This is a genomic window from Microbacterium sp. 1154 (assembly GCF_031455375.1).
Lineage (GTDB): Bacteria > Actinomycetota > Actinomycetes > Actinomycetales > Microbacteriaceae > Microbacterium.
The window spans coordinates 34,595-54,078 of sequence record NZ_JAVDSN010000009.1 but is presented as its reverse complement, the minus strand read 5'-3'; the positions used below and the strand labels follow the sequence as shown (position 1 = coordinate 54,078).

Genomic DNA, 19,484 nt, shown 5'->3' with positions numbered 1-19,484 from the left:
GTGACCCAACGACGTGACGCCGGCACCACCTGGTCGGGCAACCACCGCTACCGCGCCACCGAGGTGCTGCTGCCCGCCGATCTCGACGAGCTCGCCGAGGTCGTGGCATCCGCGGGCTCCCTCCGCGTGCAGGCGACCCGCCACACGTTCAACGACATCGCCGACTCCGACGCCGCGCTCGTCTCGCTCGAGCGGCTGCCGGTGCGCATCGGGGTCGACGGTGACCGGGTGCGCGTCGAGGGTCTGGTCACCTTCGCCGAGCTCGCCCCGGTGCTCGAGGCCGAGGGGCGCGCGCTGCACAACCTCGGCTCGCTCCCCCACATCTCGGTCGTGGGCGCCACCGCCACCGGCACCCACGGCTCGGGCGTGCACAACGGGAACCTGTCGAGCGCCCTCCGCGCCGTCGAGATCATGGATGCCGACGGCCGCACGCACCGCATCGATCAGACGCACGAGTGGTTCGGTGCCGCGGCGCTCAGCCTCGGCGCCCTCGGCGTCGTCACCGCCGTCGAGCTGCAGACCGAACCCACGTATCAGGTGACGCAGCAGGCCTACACCGGCGTCGCGTGGGACGACATCGTCGGCGACATCGAGGGCGTGTTCGGCGGCTCTCGCAGCGTCAGCGTCTTCACGACCTGGGGCGATCCCGAGCACGACCTGGTCTGGGCGAAGAGTGACGACGGCGCCCCGTCCTGGGTCGAGGAGCTCGGCGGTCGAGCCGTCGGCGACGACATCCACCTCGGCCGCATCCGCACGGTCGACAACACCACCCCGCGCGGTACGCCCGGCCCCTGGCACACGCGTCTGCCGCACTTCCGGGCCGACGCCCTGCCGAGCGACGGCGACGAGATCCAGAGCGAGTACTTCGTTCCGCTCGCCTCGGCGCGCGAGGCTCTCGCCGCCGTCCGCGCCCTCTCCTCGACGTTCGACGACCAGCTGCTCGTGACCGAGCTGCGCACGGTCGCAGCCGACGACCTGTGGCTGAGCCCGGCGTATCAGCGCGACGTCATGGTCATCCACTTCACGTGGCGCAACGACACCGACGGTGTTCTCGCGGTGCTTCCCGCGATCGAGCAGGCCCTCGCGCCCTTCGACGCCCGCCCGCACTGGGGCAAGGCGTTCACGATGCCCGGCGAACGGATCCTGTCGACCCTCCCCCGCTCGAGCGACTTCGCCGCCGTGTCTCGCGAGATCGACCCGCGCGGAGTCTTCCGCAACGACTACCTGCGGCGGACCCTGGGTCTGTAGCCGGGAGGGCCCCCGCACCGAACCGCGAAAGCGACGCCGCCCACCGCGGCGCCGCCTCCGCGGCATCCGGGATCAGCGGCTGGAGTAGCCGCCGTCGATGGGGAGCGAGACGCCCGAGATCATGCCGGCGCCGTCGCTGAGCAGGAAGACGATGGGGGCGGCGATGTCGTCTTCGGTCGCCCACTTGTGCAGCGGCATGGCCTCGAGGAAGGGGCCCTCGATGTCGGGGCGGCCCCAGTACCAGGCCGACATCGGCGTCATCACGACCGTGGGGTTCACGCTGTTCACGCGGATGCCGTAGCCCCCGAGCTCGAGGGCCGACACGCGCGTGATGTTGTCGAGTGCCGCCTTCGACGAGCCGTACGAGATGTGGCCGGTGAGGGCGACGAGGCTCGCCTGGCTCGACACGTTGACGATCGCGCCGCCCTTGCCGACGCGGATCATCTCGCGCGAGGCGTACTTGGTGACCAGCAGCGAACCTCGGGCGTTGATGCTCATGACCTTGTCGAAGACGTCGATGTCGGTGTCCATCGGGGTCGCGATCTCACCGCCCCATCCGCCGCAGTTGACGACGCCGTAGAGGTCGCGGCCCTCGATCGCGCTGCGGATCTGCTCTTCCGATTCGAGATCGAAGACCACGGGCTCGGCCCCGGTCTCGGCTGAGATCACGGCGACGCTGTCGGCGTCGCGACCGGCGGCGAGGACGGTCGCTCCGGCGGCGACGAGGTGGCGGACGGTCGTTCCGCCGATGCCTCCCCCGGCTCCGGTGACGAGGATGGTGCGGTCGCTGAATTCGGTCATGGGAGGGCTCTTTCGAAGGTCCTGACGGCGGGGACGACGTCGGTGTCGTCGCGGCCCATGATAACCACAGAATCACGCGGATGACTTCGATGTCATGACGAATTGATCACGGGTGTTGACACCGGTGTCACGGTGGGCTTACCGTAACCGGAGTTCGACCGGCGACTCGCTCGCCGGAACCGCTTCATCGACGCAGCACACCCGACGTGCGGCGTCCCCGGAAGGACCACACCGCCGTGACCCCCACCTCGGAGAACGCCGCGCCGACCACCGCCGCGACCGTGCACCTCGCCGACCTCGTCGAGCGTGCGCGGCGGCTGGTCGCGACCGGCGAGCGTCGTGTGCTCGGGCTGTGCGGAACCCCCGGCGCGGGCAAGTCCACCGTCAGCGACGCTCTGCTCGCCGCCCTGGGCGACGACGCCGTCCTCGTCGGCATGGACGGCTTCCACCTCGCGAACGAGGAGCTCCTCCGCCTCGGCCGCCGCGACCGCAAGGGAGCCCCCGACACCTTCGACGTCGACGGCTACGTGGCGCTGCTCGATCGCATCCGGGCCGGTCACACGGTCTACGCCCCGCGGTTCGACCGCGGGCTGGAGGAGTCGATCGGCTCGGCGATCCTCGTCCCCGCCGACGTCCCGCTCGTCATCACCGAGGGCAACTACCTCCTGCACGACGAGTTCGGGTGGGATGCCGTGGCCTCGCGCCTCGACGAGGTCTGGTTCCTCGACATCGAGGCGCACGCCCGCCGCGAGCGACTCATCGCCCGCCGCCTGTCCCACGACCACCCCCACGACGAGGCCGTCGCCTGGGTTCGCGAGGTCGACGAGCGCAACGCGCTCGTCGTCGAACGCGGACGCCACCGCGCCGGTCTGATCGTCACCGTCTCCGATGCCCCCGTCGGTCCCCACGAAGGAGCTTCCTCATGAGCACCACCACGACCGTGCCCGTGCTGCAGGCGCGCGGCCTGTCGCGTCAGTTCGGATCCGTCCGCGCCCTCAACAACGTGGACTTCGAGGTCTACCCGGGCGAGGTCACCGCCCTCATCGGCGACAACGGCGCCGGCAAATCGACCCTGGTGAAGGCCCTGTCGGGCAACCTGGCGGTCGACGAGGGCGAGATCCTCTTCGACGGCAAGCCGATCGACATGTCGAACCCGCAGATCGCCTCGAGCCTCGGCATCGAAACGGTGTACCAGGACCTCGCGCTCGCACCCCACCTCGACCCCGTGCAGAACATGTACCTCGGCCGCGAGATCCGCCGCCCCGGCGTGGCGGGGGCCCTGGGCTTCATGAAGACCAAGGACATGGCGAAGGCCTCCCGCGCGGCATTCGACGAGCTGGGCGCCACGGTGCGTTCCCTCACCTCGCCCGTCGGAGAGATGTCGGGCGGTCAGCGTCAGGCGATCGCGATCGCCCGCGCGGTGCACTGGGCGTCTCGCGTGGTGTTCCTCGACGAGCCGACCGCCGCTCTCGGTGTGCGGCAGACCAAGAACGTCCTCGAGACCATCCGACGCGTGCGCGACAAGGGCATCGCCGTCGTCTTCATCTCGCACTCGATGCCGCACGTCATCGACGTCTCGGACCGCATCCAGGTGCTGCGCCTAGGTACCCGCGTCGCCAACGTCGACGCCAAGAACACCTCCATGGAAGAACTCGTCGGGCTCATGACCGGCGCCGTCACGAAGGACGACCAGAAGTGAGCCTCAAGACTCCCCCCACCGAGACCGTCGCGATCGGCACGTTCGACGACAACAAGAAGACAAATCCCGTCGTCGCGGCCCTGCGCACCCAGGCGTTCCAGATCCTCCTGGTGCTGTTGGCGATCATCATCGTGTTCAGCATCATCGCCCCCGACTCGTTCGCGCAGTGGTCGAACTTCCGACTCATCATCCAGAACGCCTCGATCCTCGCCGTCCTCGCGGTGGGCATGACCTACGTCATCATCACCGCGGGCATCGACCTCTCGGTGGGGTCGGTGCTGGTGTTCTCCGGCGTCGTCTCGGCGCTCGCCATGCGGGCGATGGGCGGAGAGGGCTGGGGCGTCGCGACCGTCGGAATCGTCGTCGCCGTCCTCAGCGGCGTGTGCTGGGGCCTGTTCAACGGCTTCCTCATCGCGAAGGCGAAGATCCCGCCGCTCATCGTGACCCTGGGTTCGCTCGGCATGGCCCTCGGTCTCGCGCAGATCCTCACCGGCGGCGTCGACATCCGCGACGTGCCCACGGTCCTCACCGTCTCGATCGGCTACGGCAACGTCTTCGGCTCCGTCCCGATCATCAGCGTCATCGCCCTCGTCGTCGTTCTGATCGGCGCGGTCGTGCTGCACTTCACGCGCTTCGGCCTGTACACGCTGGCCGTCGGCTCGAGCGAGATCGCCGCCCGCCGGGTCGGCGTGAAGGTCGACGCGCAGCTGATCAAGATCTACACGATCTCGGGCGCCCTGGCCGGGCTCGGCGGCATCCTGTCGCTCTCGCAGTTCTCGACGACCGCGATCGCGGGCCAGTCGCAGACGAACCTGAATGTGATCGCCGCCGTCGTGATCGGCGGAACGTCGCTCTTCGGCGGCGTCGGCACGATCATGGGCACGGTCGTCGGCCTCTTCATCCCCGCGGTGCTGCAGAACGGGTTCGTCATCACCGGCGTGCAGCCCTTCTGGCAGCAGGTCGCGGTGGGCGCCGTGCTGATCGCGGCGGTCTACGTCGACCAGGTCCGCCGGACGGCGGCGACCCGCGGCAATTCCCAGGGCCTCTGGCGCAAGTTCCTCAGCGGAGGCCGGCGCGGCTGAGCCGCAGCGGCATCCCTTTCCCCAACCCCTTACCAACCCGAACAAAGAACGGTGAACACAATGAAGTGGAACAACAAGGCGACCGCCCTGACGGTCTTCGGTGTGGCGGCGACCCTGACCCTCGCGGGCTGCTCGGGCGGCTCGGCGTCGGGCGGTGCGTCCGGCGGTGCCGACGGCGGCTACAAGATCGCGTTCGTGCAGGGCGTCGCCGGAGACGAGTTCTACATCTCCATGCAGTGCGGCATCCAGTCCGAAGCCGAGAAAGAAGGCGCCACCGTCACCACCCAGGGCCCCGAGAAGTTCGACCCCACCCTCCAGAAGCCGATCGTCGACGCCGTCGTCGCCTCCAAGCCCGACGCCCTCCTCATCGCCCCCACCGACGTCTCTGCCATGCAGGCGCCGATCGCCGCGGCCGAGGCTGCGGGCATCAAGGTCGTCCTCGTCGACACCACCCTCGAAGACCCCTCGGGAGCCGTGTCGCAGATCTCCTCCGACAACCAGGGCGGCGGAGCGGCGGCTTTCGAGGCCATCCAGAAGGCGAACCCCAACGGCGGCAAGGTCCTGGTCGTCTCGACCGACCCGGGTGTCTCCACCACCGACGCACGCGCCCAGGGCTTCGAGGACGCGGTGAAGAAGGACTCGAAGTTCGAGTCGGTGGGCGTGCAGTACTCGCACAACGAGCCCTCCACCGCCGCCGAGATCGTGACGGCGGCGCTGCAGAAGGACCCCGACATCGTCGGCATCTTCGCCGCCAACCTGTTCGCCGCCGAGGGCTCCGCCACCGGTGTGCAGCAGGCCGGCAAGCAGGGTCAGGTCACCATCGTCGGCTTCGACGCCGGCCCCGCCCAGGTCAAGGCCCTCGAAGCCGGCACCGTCCAGGCCCTCGTCGCGCAGGAGCCCGCCACCATCGGTGAGGACGGCGTGAAGCAGGCCATCGCCGCGCTGAAGGGCGAGGCCACGGAGGAGAAGATCCAGACCGGCTTCACCATCCTCACGAAGGACAACATCACCACCGACGGCAAGGACGCGGTCTACAAGTCCTCCTGCTGAGCCACCCGGATGCCGGGGCCCTCGCGTCCGCGCGGGGGTCCCGGCATCCACCCCCTTCTTCTCCGCGCGCGAGTCGCCGGGATCTGTCGCCTCGGACCTCCCTCCCAGCGACAGAGCCTGGCCACTCGCGCACACGAATCACGAAAGCCCCGCATGACCGATCTCACCGCCGCCGCCCTGCCCGCCCTCGCGGCCGACGTGTCCGTGCCGACGTACGACCGCGCAGCCGTCCGCTCGCGCATCGTGCACTTCGGGGTCGGCGGGTTCCACAGGGCGCACGAGGCGATGTACCTCGACCGTCTGCTCGAGGCCGGTCACAGCGAGTGGGGTCTGTGCGGGGTCGGCGTCCTCCCGTCCGACGCCGCGATGCGCGACGTCCTCGCCGCCCAGGACGACCTCTACACGCTCGTCACCATCGCCCCCGACGGCACCTCCGCCGCGCGCGTGGTCGGCTCGATCGTCGACTACCGCTTCGTCCCCGACGACCCCGAGGCCGTCGTCGCCAAGCTCGCCGACCCCGACACCGCGATCGTCTCGCTGACCATCACCGAGGGCGGCTACGGCATCGACGACGCCACCGGCGACTACGCCCCGCGCGATGAGGCGACCCTCGCCGACCTCGACGGCTCCGCCTCGCCGCGCAGCGTCATGGGGCTGCTCACCGAGGGTCTTCGACGGCGGCGGGATGCCGGCGCCCCGGCGTTCACGGTCATGTCGTGCGACAACATCCAGGGCAACGGGCACGTCGCCCGCGCCGCGCTCGTCGGATTCGCCCAGCGCCTCGACCCGACCCTCGGCGAGTGGATCGCGCGGAACGTCTCGTTCCCGAACTCGATGGTCGATCGGATCACCCCGGTCACCACCGACGAGACGCGCGCCGCGGTCGCCCAGGAGTTCGGCATCCGGGACCGGTGGCCCGTGCGCAGCGAGTCGTTCGAGCAGTGGGTGCTCGAGGACACGTTCCCGGCCGGCCGGCCGCCGTTCGACGAGGTCGGCGTGCAGCTGGTCGACGACGTCGAGCCCTACGAGCTGATGAAGCTGCGGCTGCTCAACGCGTCGCACCAGGCGATGAGCTACCTCGGCATCCTCTCGGGCGCGCACGAAGTGCATGAGGTCTGCTCCGACCCGCTCTTCGTCGGCTTCCTGCAGGGGTACATGCACGAGGAGGCGATTCCCACGCTCCGGCCCGTGCCCGGCATCGACCTCGACGCGTACTGCGACCAGCTCATCGCCCGCTTCGGCAGCGAGGCGATCCGCGACACCCTCGCGCGCCAGGTCGTCGACGGCTCCGACCGCCTGCCGAAGTTCCTGCTCCCCGTCGTGCGCGAGCAGCTCGCCGCGGGCGGGCGCATCGATCACGCAGCTCTCGTGCTCGCGGGCTGGAGCGTCTTCCTCGAGGGCCGCACCGAGACCGGCGAGCAGACCCCCGCCGTCGACAGTCGTCTCGACGACCTGCGTGCCATCGTGGCGGACGACCCCGCCGCCCTGCTCGACTACGCGCCCGTCTTCGGCGACCTGGGGCAGAACGCGCGCCTGCGCGACGCGTACCTGTCGGCCCGGGCGTCGCTCGCCGAGCGGGGAGCCCGCGGAGCGATCGCAGCGCTCACGGCCTGATCACCGCGCGCGAGTCGCCCGCGTCAGGCGCGCGGGAGGCTCCGCAAGAACCCGCTGATCGCGTCGTGGAACCGTGCCGGGTCCTGGTTCGCCTCGTTGCAGTGACCGGTCGCATCGAACGCGACGAGCTCGGCATCCGGATGCCGTTTCACGTACGCGAGCGATCCGCTCACCGGCACCACCGGGTCGCGCAGGCTGTGCACGATCAGCGTGGGCACCCGGGGTGCGGGCCGCGGGCCGTCGACCCAGTTGAGCGCCGGCGCGTCCACCGCCTCGATGAGTCCCAGAGCGCGCGAGCCGAGGCGGCTGCCGAGGATGCGCATCGACGCCCCGGCGACCGAGCGCGGAAGACGAGCGCCCGCAACGGCGTTCTCGACGACGCGCGTCCAGTCGAGGGCGGGGGCCACCAGCACCAGGGCCGCGACCCGGTCGCGGTGCGCCGACTGCTCGAGGGCGAGCATCGCGATCGTCCCGCCCATCGACCACGCGACCAGCACGATCTCGCGCGCCCCCTGCTCGATCGCGTACGAGATCGCGTCGTCGACGTCGCGCCACTCGCGCGTGCCGAGAGTCGAGGGAAGGGAGTCCGCGGGCGCGCACTCCTCGTCTCCGGCGTACGAGACGACGAGCGACATCCAGCCCGCATCCGTGGTCGCCGGGGTCGAGCGCAGGGCACCGTTGCGGCTCGAGCGCAGGCCGTGCACGTGGATCGTCCACCGTCCGTCGGCGCTCTCGCGGTCGCCGATCTCCCAGGCCTCGGCGACACCGCCGCGTCGAAGGGGCACCGAGACGTGTCGGGTGGGCCCGACTTCTTCGGGTTCGCCGATGCTCTGCGAGGTCCAGGTCGCTACGGCATCCCCGTCCTCGAGTCCGTCCGGGCGCGACGCGAGTTCGCGCACGACACGGTCCTTCTCGATGCGCAGCGGCTCGCCCACGACCACGTGCCGGCCGTCGTCGAGCCACAGGCCGTAGGTTCCCGGCTCCCGGCTCTCCACCGTCGCGGGCACGGTGACCGTGTCGCCAGCGACCGTGATGGGGGCGTAGACCTTCGGCGCCTTGGGCGCGATGAGGCGACGGGCGACGTAGCCGGCGAGGGCGGTGTGCGCGACGGCCACGGTCGCGGCGGCGACGCCGGTGCCGACGGTGAGGGATCGGATCATGAGGAGGCTCCCGTGGTTCGGCGGGTCAGGTGCGCATCGATGTCGTCGAGCAGCGCGCGCTGCGCGGGTGTGAGCGGGGTCGAGGTGGCGATCGCGTCGTCTTCGACGGCGACGCGCAGGGCGTGCAGGCGCGTGTCGGCCGCGGCATCCGCGGGAAGCCCCGGGAACGAGTCCGCACCGCGATCGCGCGCGACCGGCTCGAGTCGGGCGAGCAGTTCTTCGCCGCGCCGACGGATCTTCGTCGTGGTGCGGGATGCCACGAAGATGCCGACGACGAACGAGACGACTCCGAGGTAGAAGAGGGGGTCGAACAGCGCACTCACCAGCGCATCGGAGACGAAGAAGCGCGACAGCGTGAGATCGAGGATCTCGCTGAGGCACCCGAGCACGATGCCCACGGCGCCGACACGGAAGAACAGGCGCGTGCCCGGCAACGACCCGCGGGCCGAGCGGAACAGCAGCAGGCCCACGAGGGCGATGCCCGCCATGTGCAGCACTCCGTACGCCCACGCCCCGGTCGAGGTCGCCGCGAGGTCTTCGAGGAAGTGGAACGACGACGTCCCGCGCTCGGGCATGGCGACGAAGAAGACGACGGCGAAGACGGCCGCGAGGAACCCGGGGAACCACCAGCGCAGCGAGCGGATGCGCGCGGTCACCGGAGCGGTCCCGGCTTGGATGCCGAGCCACAGCGCGACCATCGTCAGCACGTTCTGCACGAGCTTGAGGATGTTCGTCCCGCCCAGAAGGCCGTCGAGCATCTCCAGCGGGATCACCGTGCCCTGGGTGAGCAGGGCGATCGAGCCGACGAGGGCCGCGAGCCACGCGATGCGCGCCCGAGGCTGGTGCCAGGCGACCCGGGCGCGGAGCACGACGACGAGCAGCAGGCCGACCAGCGCTGCGTCGATCAGGATCACGGTCACCACGACGACTCGGCCACCCTCGGCGAGGTGTACAGCAGGCGCGCGATCCGGTGCGCGACGTGCTCGGCCACGAGCTCCGCCTCGTACTCCGGCGTGCTCAGCTGCGGGTTGTCGTGCGGTGAGACGGAGGAGCGCTCGTGCAGGGCTCCGGAGCAGTGCGCGTCGTCGAGAAGGTGCCCCAGTTCGTGGGAGGCGGCGAACTGGCTGTAGATCGCGGCATCCGCGGCCCGGACGTGGATGCTGCCCTCGCGCCGATCGGCGAAGAAGGTGAGGAACCCCGTCAGCGTTCCCCACCCGCTGGTGTCGGCCTCGCGCACGACACGCAGGCGGATCTTCAGCGCACGCTCGACCGCGTGGACGACCTGGTCGAAGGTCATCCCCGGGGTCAGGTCGGCGCGTTCGAACGCACGGTCCGCGCGCTCGCGCACGCGGACGAGGACCTCGTCCGCCTCCGTCACCACCGTCCCCCCTCACGGTCGATCATGTCGCGGGCGGCCTGCCTCGCAGCGAGTGGGCGATCGCGCGCAGGGCGTCGGGCGACATCTCGCCCAGGGCGCGGAATTGGATGCTGCTGGCTCCCGCTTCGCGCATCGCATCACGCAGCTCGAGCTCGGCGTCGGTGCGGTCGGTCACCGCGTCGTCGGTGTAGTCGGTGAGGTACTCGGTGGGGACGTCGGCCCACTGGGTGATCAGGCGCAGGACCTCTTCGTCGAGCACGACCGTGTTGGTGTCCGCTGCCAGCAGGGCCCGGGCGCTCTCGGCGACCGCCGGGTCGACCGCGTCGAGATGAGCCAGGAGGTCGCTCTCGCGGGCCGCCTGACTGTCGATGAGCCGCCGCACTCGGGCGGCGAGCGGGGCCGAGGGAACGCGCATCTCGACCCGCGGAGCGGATTCGGGGTTCGCGAGCTCTTCGGGAGACACCCCGAGGGCGGCGGCGAGCGCCTCGATGTCGTTGGTGTTGTACGGCAGCGAGAAGCCGGCGCGCGACTGGTAGTAGCTCTTCGTCATTCCGGCACGACTGATCAGCTCGCCCACGGTCAGGCCTTTCGCCCGACGCAGGCGGTCCACATTCGCCACCACTCGGCGGGAGTACCGCGAGGGTGGTCCGACGGCGCCGCGACCCATATCTCGATGGTAGACGGCTCCAGCCGAAGCCAGATGACCGTATTTACGATCCCCCATCGGGTGCTATTTACGAAGGGCTGTGCTTGTATGGATGACGACCGCGCGCGGGGTGTCCGTGGGGGAAGCCCCCGCGCGTGAGCGATCGGGAGAGGCTTCCCGATCCGTCGGCGGCGGGCGCGGCACCATTGGGGGGTGCCGCGCCCGCTCGCTCCCCGCACGGGGGAACTGCCGCGCACCCCGGGTCGAACGCCTCAGAGGCCGCAGGACTCCCTCTCGACGAGCGACACGTCGATCACGGTCACCTCGTCGAGACCGAGACCGGCGTCGGGCTCGAGGCGCGCGAACACCCGTTCGGCGGCGAGCGCCCCGATGCGGCGGGGGTCCTGGTCGACCACCGTGACCGAGGGGGTCAGGGTGTCGGCCATCGGGAAGTCGCCGAAGCCGACGAACGGCATCGCCTGCCCGCGCAGCACGTGCGCGAGGGCCATCGACGAACGGGCGTTGGCCGAGAACACGGCGGTCGGCGGGTCGAAGAGGGCCCGCAGGCGTTCGAGGGCGGATGCCGCGGACTCGCGATCCGACACCTGCGAGGCGATCAGCTGCTCGTCGACATCGATCCCCGCCTCACGCAGCGCCCGGCGCCAGCCCTCGACGCGCTTGGTCTCGGTCGAGAGGTGGACCATGTCGCCGACGTAGGCGATGCGGCGGTGCCCGTGCGAGAGCAGGTGGGACGTCGCGAGATGGGCACCGGCCTCGTCGTTCTCGGTGAAGGTGTCGGTGAGGAGCCCCACGGGCGCACGGTCGACGAAGACGATCGGGGTATGGCCGCGCCACCGCTCGAGCCACGAGTGGTCGGTGCCGACCGGGGCGATCACGAGACCCGTGAGCTGGCGGCCCAGCAGCGACTCCAGGGCGGGACGCTCGTCGGCGGGGTGTTCGCCGAGGCTGGTCACGAGGGTCGAGAGCCCGCGGCGTCGGGCCGCGTCTTCGACGGAGCGCGCGATCGCGGCGAAGAACGGGTCGACCACATCGGGAACGGCCACCCCGATGACCGAGGCGCGGCCCGCGCGGAACGTGGTCGCCAGAGCATTCGGCACATAGTTGAGCTCGCGCATCGCGGCCTCGACGAGGGCGCGGGTGTCGGGCAGGACGTGCGGGTCGTCGTTGAAGACGCGCGAGACGGTCTTCGTGCTCACCCCGGCACGCAGGGCGACATCGCGCATGGTGGTCACGAGGCACCTCCGGGGTAGGGGGTCGGACGGGCGGCGGCTCCGACAGGCCACCCTATCCGGCGACGGGACGACCCCGCCCGCCCGCAGCCGTGGCGAGGCTCCGCCGCGGGCACCCGCGGCGAGCTCGCCCCGTCCCGGGCGGGCGGGGTCATCTCAGCGTCCGTCGACGGCGTCGGCGAGCTCGCGCAGGCGGGGCAGGGCGCGTCCTGAGAGCAGCTCTTCACGGCGGCCCGCGTCGATCGACAGGCTGTCCTTCCACAGCGACCGGCCGGCCATCGCACCCGAAGCGCCGTTCGCGACGGCCGTGCGCACCTGCTCGATGAAGGTCTCGTGGTCGACGCCGGCCGACAGCACGGCCCACGGCACACCCTGGGCGGCCTCGGTCACGCGCGCGCTCGCCTCGGCCGAGCCGGGGTACTGCAGCTTGAGGATCTTCGCTCCGCACGCCACGGCGAGCGCGGCGCCGTCGATGACGAGGTCGGCGAAGCGGGCCCGGTACTCGTCGTCGCTCTCACCCTCGAGCGGGTAGGTCAGCAGCTCGACGATGAGCAGCAGACCCTCGTCTTCGCACGCCTGGACGAGGTCGCGGATCTCCTGGGCGACGCGGGAGTCGGCATCCTGCTTGTCGGGGCGGGTGTAGTAGAGCATCTTCGCCACGGTGCCGCCCATCTCGCGGACGGTGCGGGGCGTCACCCCCGGCACGAAGCGCGTGTACTTCAGACCGTCGACGGTCTCGAACCCCGAGGCGTCGAGGCCCACGACGAGGCCGGTCTCACGGTCGAGCACCCCGTCGTCGACGATCTGGGGAAGCGCGACCTCGGGGTCGAGCAGGATCGCGGGAGCGTGGTTGGCGAGGTGGCGCACGAGGTCGGCCTTCACCTCGGCGAGCTCCTCGCGCGAGATGGCGTCGGAGCCGTTCGGGGCGTCCTTGATGGCTGCTTTCATGCCGTTCCGCTGGTCGGCGGCGACGATGAGCATGTGGCCGTCGGGGGTGCTGATCGACTGGAGCGCACGGCGCTCGAGCGTGGTGAGTTCGTTCATGATCTCTCTTCTCTGGGGTCTTCGCGCGCGGGTTCGCGCGGGGGTCTGGTCAGGAGGGGACGGATGCCGTGACGAGGCGCCGCGCTCGGTCGGCGGCTCCCCACGCGACGTCCTGCTCACGGGTGGACAGGGCCGGGTTCGGCAGCACCTCGGCGCGGGCGCGGCGGACGGAGGCCATCCCCGCCCAGCCCCCGGTGAGGGTGGTGTGCGTGGCGGGGGCCACCTCGCGATCCATCGCGGCGATGAGGGCGGCGACCTCGGCGTTGCTGTGACGCAGCGCCGCACCGAAGATCTCGGCGGGCGAGGCTTCGGCGTGAAGGGTCAGGCGCAGCACGCCGTCGTCGTTGCGGGCGCCGGTGACCTCGACGGCCCCGGCGGGCAGCTCTCCGTCGACGGGCAGGGCCATGACCGCCGCGTCGAGCGCGTCGCGTCCGGCGCGGTCGCCGATGCCCGCGGCGTGCAGAACGCGTCGGAGCAGCAGCCCGGTCTTCACCCCGGCGACGAGCACGTGCTTGCCGGGCACGACGTGGCGCACCTCGTTGATGAGGGCCTGTGCCAGCCGCTGTCGCGCCGCGTACCCGAGGGGTTCGTCGAGCACCCGCAACAGCACCTCGGCCGTGCCGAGCGACACGTGGTAGCCGTAGGCATCCAGGGTTCCGTTGGCCTGGGCGGCGACGAGGTGGTCGTGGCCGGCGACGGTGAGGGCGGCCCCGGCGACACGGGCCCCGAGAGCACCGGATGCCGTGCCCCAGGGCAGTCCGCCCCCGCGCAGCGGCGGCAGCAGGTCGTCGGTGACGCCCAGGGCCTCGAGCATCGCGGGCCAGGCGGCGCCGGAGTCCTGATCGATGAGGCCGGTGCGCGAGGCGAGCGAGAGTTCGAGGGCGACGTCGCCGCCGAGAGCCGCGGCGACGAACTCCGGGAGGTCGAGCCATCGGAGGCCGGTGAGGTCGGTGCCCTGGTCGCGCAGCCACGCGAGCTTGGCGACGCTCACCTGCGCACCCAGCGGGAGTCCCGTGCGACCGGCGAACTCGTCGCGCACCTCGGCGGGGAAGGAGGCGATCTGGTCGAGCCCGCGCGGGTCGAACCACGCAAAGCCGGGAGCGACGGCGCGGCCGTCGGCGTCGACGAGCATCCCGGTCTCGCCCATGCCCGCGACGGCGAGCGAGGTCAGCGGGGCGGGGGTCACCGACGCCAGCTGCGCATCGATCAGACCGATCAGCTCGCGGATCGCGTCGAGCAGGTCGTCGGCGACGATGTCGGTCGTCCCGCCCTCGCCGACGCGCCACGGCGTCGACACCTGCGCACCGGCGACCTCGGCGCCGTCGTCGTCGATGACGAGCATCTTGATCGCGGTGCTGCCGAGGTCGAGTCCTCCGTGCAGGCGCGCGGGCTCCGAAACCATGTCACCGGTGTCTCGCATGAGCGGCCGTCCTTTCCGGAACTACGTCGAGTCCCGGAATTTCAAGCATGACACCGGTGACTTGCTACGTCTATGGTGGGGGTATGCCGTCGCCGTGTCAAATACCCGATTCGCTCGCCGTCGTCGTCGCCGGAACCGCCGGCAGCGGCAAGAGCACGCTCGGGCGGGCGATCGCCGAATTCCTCCGGGCACCGCTCGTCGACCTCGACAGCGTGACCACGCCCCTGCTCGACACGCTCCCCGCTGAGATCCTCGGCGGACACTGGCTCACCTCCCCGCACGCGCCCGCGATCCGCGCCGGGCGCTACGCCGCCCTCCGCGCGACCGCGGCCGATGCGCTGTCCACCGCCGGTCGAGTCGTGGTGGTCGCCCCCTTCACCGCCGAGCTCACGGGAGGCGCCGAGTGGGAGGCGCTGGTCGCCGCCCTCGCCCCCGCCGAGCCGCACGTCGTACACGTCGACGGAGACCCCGCGGTCCTGGCATCCCGCCGCTCCTTGCGCGGAGCCTCACGCGACACGCACCGACCAGAGACCGAACCGGTCGCCCCGACGGTGCCGGTGACCGCCGTCGACGCCGAGCTCTCGACCGCGCAACAGCTCGCCCGTGTGCTCCCGGCACTGGGGATCCGCCGACCGGTCGATACCGACGCCGACGTCTTCACGCGCGAGTTCGACGCGGTGCTCTTCGACCTCGACGGGACGCTCGTGGACTCCACGGCATCCGTCGTCCGCTCGTGGCGGCGCTTCGCCGAGCACTTCGACGTGCCGATGCAGGCTCTGCACGCCAATCACGGCCAGCCCGCCCGCACCCTCGTCAGCCTGCTCCTGCCCGCCGAGCGCGGCGCCGAGGCCATCGCCCACGTCACCGACCTCGAAGTGACGGATGCCGCGGGCCTGACCCCCGTCCGCGGGGCCGCGGCCTTCTTCGCCTCGGTGCCCGCCGACCGTCGCGCGATCGTGACGTCGGGATCGGTGCCGATCGCCACGGCACGTCTGGCCGCCGCGGGCTACGAGCACCCGGACGTGTTCGTCACCGTCGACGACGTCGTCCACGGCAAGCCCCACCCCGAGCCGTTCCTGCTCGCGGCCGAGCGCCTCGGCGTCGATCCCGCGCGCTGCCTCGTCGTCGAAGACGCCCCGGCCGGCATCGCCGCGGCCCGTGCCGCCGGGTGCGCCGTCATCGCGCTCACCGGCACGACCGCCGAGGAGGAGTTGGCCGCCGATCTCTTGATCGACGGATTGGATGCCGTGCGACTCGAGGTCACGGCATCCGGAGCGCTGCGTCTCCGACCGAACGCGCGCTGACGGGAGGGGATCCGGGCGGCGGAGGAGCCCGCCCCCGAGCCGTCCTCCCTTCCCCGAATCCCCTCCCGTGCGGAGCGCTTCGGGTCTCAGCCGATGGGAACCGGCATGCGCTCGACGCCGTAGCTCAGCGTCGCCGACTCCCCCGTCTGCTCGTCGAGGAGCTCGACCTCCCAGCGGTCGGCGAACTGATCGACGCCGGGGATCATCGGGATGGTGCCCGAGATGAGGGCCACTCCCTCGTGACGCTCCCCGCGCTCGGCGAGAACGTCGAGCCAGTACTGAGGCGAGAGGAGGTCGCCGACGCGTCCGTCCTGGATGAGCGTGCGCTCCGACCCGACCCACGCGCGCAGCCGCAGGTCGTCGGCCCGCTCACCGAGTGACGACAGGCGCCAGGCCCGCCGCCCGAGCACGTCGGGGCCCGCGTTCTTGCTCCACGCGACGCCGTGCACCTCGAGAGCGCGGTCGGTGTGGTCGCACGCGACCGTGAGCAGCACGTCGTCGGGGCGGGGACCGGTGATCACGATGCCCCATTCGGCCTCTCCCGAGGTGCGCTCGTGCTGAGCCTCGACGCTGTCGCTCTGTCGCGCGAGGTAGGACGACACCGGGTACAGCGACGGGGTCGTGGTGGGAGCGGGCACGCCCAACTCCGCGAGCTCCTCGATGTGATGCCGCACGGCGGCCTGATCGCGGCCAGCGTAGCCGGCGTTGTAGAGGTGCTGCACGTCGATGGAGACGAGGGTGTCCTCGCCGATGATCTCGAATTCCAGAGCGGTCACGTCGCCTCTTCCCATTGTTACGACGCGGGAAAATTTCGCCGCATCGGTTGCGTATACGTTTTGTATACAGGAAGTATGAGGGAAACGAAAACGCGGCGACCCGATGCGCCGACACCAGAGGAGACCCTCATGACGAACGTCCGAAACGCCGCGCCGGGCAGCCGGGAGCGCACGCGCTCGCTCGCCAAGGCGTATACCGCGAGCCTCACCGGCACGGCCCTCGAGTGGTACGACTTCGCCGTCTACTCCGCCGCCGCCGCCGTGGTCTTCCCGGTGCTGTTCTTCCCCGAGAGCGATCCGCTCACGGGCGCTCTGCTCGCCTTCTCCACCTACGCGGTCGGTTACCTCTCCCGCCCGGTCGGAGGAATCGTGTTCGGCCGCCTGGGCGACAAGATCGGCCGCAAGAAGGTGCTCGTCATCACCCTGCTGCTCGTGGGCATCGCGACCTTCCTCATCGGGGTCCTCCCGACCTACGACGCCGTCGGGCCGCTCGCCGCGGTCATCCTCGTCCTCCTGCGCTTCGCCCAGGGCGTGGGCGTGGGCGGCGAATGGGGCGGCGCCGTGCTGCTGTCGAGCGAGTTCGGCACACCCCAGCGCCGCGGCTTCTGGGCCTCCGCCGCGCAGGTCGGTCCGCCCGCCGGAAACCTGCTGGCCAACGGCGTGCTCGCCGTCCTGACGCTGATGCTGACCGACGAGCAGTTCCTCGCGTGGGGATGGCGCGTCGCCTTCCTGCTGTCGGCCCTGCTCGTCGCGTTCGGCCTCTGGATCCGCCTCGCGCTCGAGGACACCCCGATCTTCCGCGCCATCGAGCAGTCGGGCGACCGCCCCGAGGCCCCGATCAAGGACGTGTTCCGACTCGAGGGTCGCGGGCTGCTCGCCGCGATCCTGTGCCGCCTCGCCCCCGACATCCTCTACGCGATGTTCACGGTGTTCACCCTCACCTACGGCCTCACCCAGCTCGGCATGGAGCGCTCGCAGGTGCTGACCGCGACCCTGATCGGGTCGGCGTTCCAGCTCGCGCTCATCCCGCTCGCCGGCTGGATCAGCGACCTCGTCAACCGCCGCCTTCTCTACGGGATCGCCGCCGTGGCCGCGGCGGTCTGGCCCTTCGTCTTCTTCCTCATGATCGGCGGTGGCTCGATGCCGCTGTTCGTCCTGGGCGTCGTCGTGGGTCTTGCGATCCACTCGTTCCTGTACGGGCCGCAGGCCGCGTTCATCACCGAGCAGTTCAGCCCGCGCCTGCGCTACACCGGGTCGTCGCTGGCCTACACGATCGCCGGCGTCTTCGGCGGAGCCCTGGCTCCCGTGATCTTCACCGCTCTGCTGAGCGCCACCGGCAGCTGGGTGGCCCCGGCCATCTACCTCGCCGTGGCCGCCGTCCTGACGATCGTGGGGGTCCTGCTCGGCCGCAACCCGCAGCACGCCGAAGACGAGGAGTACCTCGAGGTGCTCTCGTCGTCTCGCGCGGGATCGGCGGCGACCGAGTCCTAGGACCCGGTCAGGATCGTCCGAAGGGTGATGCTCAGGTGGTCGTCGATGGCTTTCTCGGCGGCCGCCTGATCCCCCGCCCGCAGGGCGTCGACGATGGCACCGTGCTCGTGGGTGACGGCATCCCACCGCGAGGGGCCGATGCTCAGGGCGGCGATACCGACCCGAACCTGCCTCTCGCGCATGGCCGCGTAGCTGCGCGAGAGGAAGGAGTTACCCGCCGCATCGACCAGGGTCTGGTGGAACTGCCGGTCCAGCTCGATGCACGTGCGCGCCTGCTCGAAGGTCAGCCGTTCCAGGCCCTCGGTCACCGCTTCCTGTCGGCGCATGATCTCGGCCAGGGCATCGTGGGGCGAAACGCCCTGCGAGAGCGCCCGCTGCACGGCGAACCTCTCGAACAGAGCCCGCGTCTCCATGAGCTCGGCCGTCTCGCGCGGGGTGAGCGCCGCCACCCGCGCACCCCGGCGGGGCTCGAGGTCGACCAGTCCCTCCGACGCGAGGATCAGCAGGGCCTCCCGGACCGGTGTCCGCGAGACGCCCACGACATCGGCCACGTCCTGCTCGTTGATGAAGCCCCCCTCGACTTCCGGGTTCGTGAGCAGAGCGCGAAGATGCTCGAGGGCGCGGTCGCGACCCGACGGGGACGTGGCTGAAGGCATACAAAATGTATACAACACGGCAAGACCCATACGAAGGAGACATCATGCGCATCGCCCTGGCTCAGGTCGTCGCCGGTTCCGACCCCGTCGAGAACCTCTCGCTCATCGCCCGCGAGACCCGACGCGCCGCCGCCGACGGCGCCGAGCTCGTCGTCTTCCCCGAGGCGGTCATGTGCCGCTTCGCCGGACCCTCCCTCGCCGGGGTCGCCGAGCCCCTCGACGGCCCGTGGGCCGATGAGGTGCGCCGCATCGCGCGCGAGGAAAGCGTGACGATCGTGGTCGGTATGTTCACGCCGTCGACGACTCCCGGACGCGTGCGCAACACGCTGCTCGTCGCCGGTGCCGCCGACGCGTACTACGACAAGATCCACCTCTACGACGCCTTCGGGTATCGGGAATCGGATGCCGTGGAGCCCGGTGACCGCCCGGTGACGTTCGACCTGAACGGCGTCCGTATCGGGGTGGCCACGTGTTACGACGTGCGCTTCCCCGAGCTCTTCCGCGCGCTGGCCGAAGAGGGCGCCGACCTCGTCCTCGTCGCGGCCTCGTGGGGCTCCGGGCCGGGCAAGCGCGAGCACTGGGAGCTGCTGACGCGCGCTCGGGCCCTCGACACCACGACCGTGGTGGTGGCCGTGGGCCAGGCCGACCCGCTGACGATCGGCCGCGACGACGGCGCGGGCGCCCCGACCGGCATCGGCTTCAGCGGCGTCGTCGCCGCGGACGGGACCGACGTCGTCCGCCTCAGCGATGCACCCGAGACCCTCGTCGTCGACGTCGCAGGCCCCCTGGCCGCGGTCCCCCGCGTCCGCGCCGCCCTTCCCGTCCTCGCCAACGGCCACCGCCTCTGACGACCGGCTCCCGGGGG

Annotated in this window: 19 protein-coding genes; 9 read left to right on the top strand and 10 right to left on the bottom strand. The window is 71.0% G+C overall.

Features of this window, described 5'->3' with window-relative positions; all coding sequences use genetic code 11:
• Nucleotides 1-1,248, top strand: coding sequence for a D-arabinono-1,4-lactone oxidase (locus tag J2X55_RS17050; RefSeq protein ID WP_309824883.1), 1,248 nt, complete (start codon nt 1-3; stop codon nt 1,246-1,248).
• A gap of 72 nt (nt 1,249-1,320) precedes the next feature.
• Here the strand turns inward: J2X55_RS17050 and J2X55_RS17045 are convergent, their stop codons facing one another.
• Nucleotides 1,321-2,049, bottom strand: a complete 729-nt coding sequence (locus J2X55_RS17045) for an SDR family oxidoreductase (RefSeq protein WP_309824881.1) — start codon at nt 2,047-2,049, stop codon at nt 1,321-1,323.
• Between the two features lie 236 nt (nt 2,050-2,285).
• Here J2X55_RS17045 and J2X55_RS17040 point away from each other — a divergent pair, with 236 nt between their 5' ends.
• The 5 genes from J2X55_RS17040 to J2X55_RS17020 all read left to right on the top strand — a co-directional run bounded on the left by J2X55_RS17040 (nt 2,286) and on the right by J2X55_RS17020 (nt 7,494).
• Nucleotides 2,286-2,975, top strand: coding sequence for a nucleoside/nucleotide kinase family protein (locus tag J2X55_RS17040; protein WP_309824878.1), 690 nt, complete (start codon nt 2,286-2,288; stop codon nt 2,973-2,975).
• A complete protein-coding gene (locus J2X55_RS17035) occupies nt 2,972-3,748 on the top strand; it encodes an ATP-binding cassette domain-containing protein (RefSeq protein ID WP_103205786.1) in 777 nt (258 codons plus the stop codon). Before J2X55_RS17040 ends, J2X55_RS17035 begins: the two co-directional genes overlap by 4 nt.
• Nucleotides 3,745-4,830, top strand: a complete 1,086-nt coding sequence (locus J2X55_RS17030) for an ABC transporter permease (protein WP_309824874.1) — start codon at nt 3,745-3,747, stop codon at nt 4,828-4,830. The genes J2X55_RS17035 and J2X55_RS17030 overlap by 4 nt, the downstream gene beginning before the upstream one ends.
• A 60-nt stretch (nt 4,831-4,890) precedes the next feature.
• On the top strand, nt 4,891-5,880 hold the full coding sequence (locus J2X55_RS17025; RefSeq protein ID WP_309824873.1) for an ABC transporter substrate-binding protein: 990 nt from the start codon (nt 4,891-4,893) through the stop codon (nt 5,878-5,880).
• 153 nt (nt 5,881-6,033) lie between these two features.
• On the top strand, nt 6,034-7,494 hold the full coding sequence (locus tag J2X55_RS17020; protein ID WP_309824872.1) for a mannitol dehydrogenase family protein: 1,461 nt from the start codon (nt 6,034-6,036) through the stop codon (nt 7,492-7,494).
• A gap of 23 nt (nt 7,495-7,517) precedes the next feature.
• Here the strand turns inward: J2X55_RS17020 and J2X55_RS17015 are convergent, their stop codons facing one another.
• The 7 genes from J2X55_RS17015 to J2X55_RS16985 form a co-directional block, all read right to left on the bottom strand.
• Complete coding sequence (locus tag J2X55_RS17015; RefSeq protein ID WP_309824870.1) at nt 7,518-8,654, bottom strand: alpha/beta fold hydrolase; 1,137 nt, start codon at nt 8,652-8,654, stop codon at nt 7,518-7,520.
• Entirely contained in the window at nt 8,651-9,577 is a 927-nt protein-coding gene (locus J2X55_RS17010; protein ID WP_309824868.1) for a hypothetical protein, read from the bottom strand. The genes J2X55_RS17015 and J2X55_RS17010 overlap by 4 nt, the downstream gene beginning before the upstream one ends.
• Entirely contained in the window at nt 9,571-10,035 is a 465-nt protein-coding gene (locus J2X55_RS17005) for a hypothetical protein (RefSeq protein WP_115919856.1), read from the bottom strand. Before J2X55_RS17005 ends, J2X55_RS17010 begins: the two co-directional genes overlap by 7 nt.
• A 19-nt stretch (nt 10,036-10,054) precedes the next feature.
• Complete coding sequence (locus J2X55_RS17000; protein ID WP_147302440.1) at nt 10,055-10,699, bottom strand: helix-turn-helix domain-containing protein; 645 nt, start codon at nt 10,697-10,699, stop codon at nt 10,055-10,057.
• Between the two features lie 251 nt (nt 10,700-10,950).
• Complete coding sequence (locus tag J2X55_RS16995; protein ID WP_309824906.1) at nt 10,951-11,922, bottom strand: LacI family DNA-binding transcriptional regulator; 972 nt, start codon at nt 11,920-11,922, stop codon at nt 10,951-10,953.
• 162 nt (nt 11,923-12,084) lie between these two features.
• The gene (locus J2X55_RS16990; protein ID WP_309824867.1) at nt 12,085-12,972 is read right to left on the bottom strand and encodes a hypothetical protein; all 888 of its coding nucleotides are present in this window, start codon (nt 12,970-12,972) and stop codon (nt 12,085-12,087) included.
• A gap of 49 nt (nt 12,973-13,021) precedes the next feature.
• Nucleotides 13,022-14,392, bottom strand: a complete 1,371-nt coding sequence (locus tag J2X55_RS16985; RefSeq protein WP_309824866.1) for an FGGY family carbohydrate kinase — start codon at nt 14,390-14,392, stop codon at nt 13,022-13,024.
• Nucleotides 14,393-14,475: 83 nt separating this feature from the next.
• Here J2X55_RS16985 and J2X55_RS16980 point away from each other — a divergent pair, with 83 nt between their 5' ends.
• Nucleotides 14,476-15,696, top strand: a complete 1,221-nt coding sequence (locus J2X55_RS16980; RefSeq protein ID WP_309824864.1) for an HAD-IA family hydrolase — start codon at nt 14,476-14,478, stop codon at nt 15,694-15,696.
• An 86-nt stretch (nt 15,697-15,782) separates the two neighbouring features.
• Here the strand turns inward: J2X55_RS16980 and J2X55_RS16975 are convergent, their stop codons facing one another.
• Entirely contained in the window at nt 15,783-16,472 is a 690-nt protein-coding gene (locus J2X55_RS16975) for a DUF2848 domain-containing protein (RefSeq protein WP_115920028.1), read from the bottom strand.
• Nucleotides 16,473-16,601: 129 nt separating this feature from the next.
• Here J2X55_RS16975 and J2X55_RS16970 point away from each other — a divergent pair, with 129 nt between their 5' ends.
• On the top strand, nt 16,602-17,963 hold the full coding sequence (locus tag J2X55_RS16970) for an MFS transporter (protein ID WP_115919864.1): 1,362 nt from the start codon (nt 16,602-16,604) through the stop codon (nt 17,961-17,963).
• On the opposite strand, the gene J2X55_RS16965 is transcribed toward J2X55_RS16970, so the two are convergent.
• Complete coding sequence (locus J2X55_RS16965) at nt 17,960-18,619, bottom strand: GntR family transcriptional regulator (protein WP_309824860.1); 660 nt, start codon at nt 18,617-18,619, stop codon at nt 17,960-17,962. The genes J2X55_RS16970 and J2X55_RS16965 overlap by 4 nt on opposite strands.
• A gap of 44 nt (nt 18,620-18,663) precedes the next feature.
• Between J2X55_RS16965 and J2X55_RS16960 the strand changes: the two genes are divergently transcribed.
• A complete protein-coding gene (locus tag J2X55_RS16960; protein WP_309824858.1) occupies nt 18,664-19,467 on the top strand; it encodes a carbon-nitrogen hydrolase family protein in 804 nt (267 codons plus the stop codon).
• The last annotated feature ends 17 nt before the right edge of the window (nt 19,468-19,484 follow it).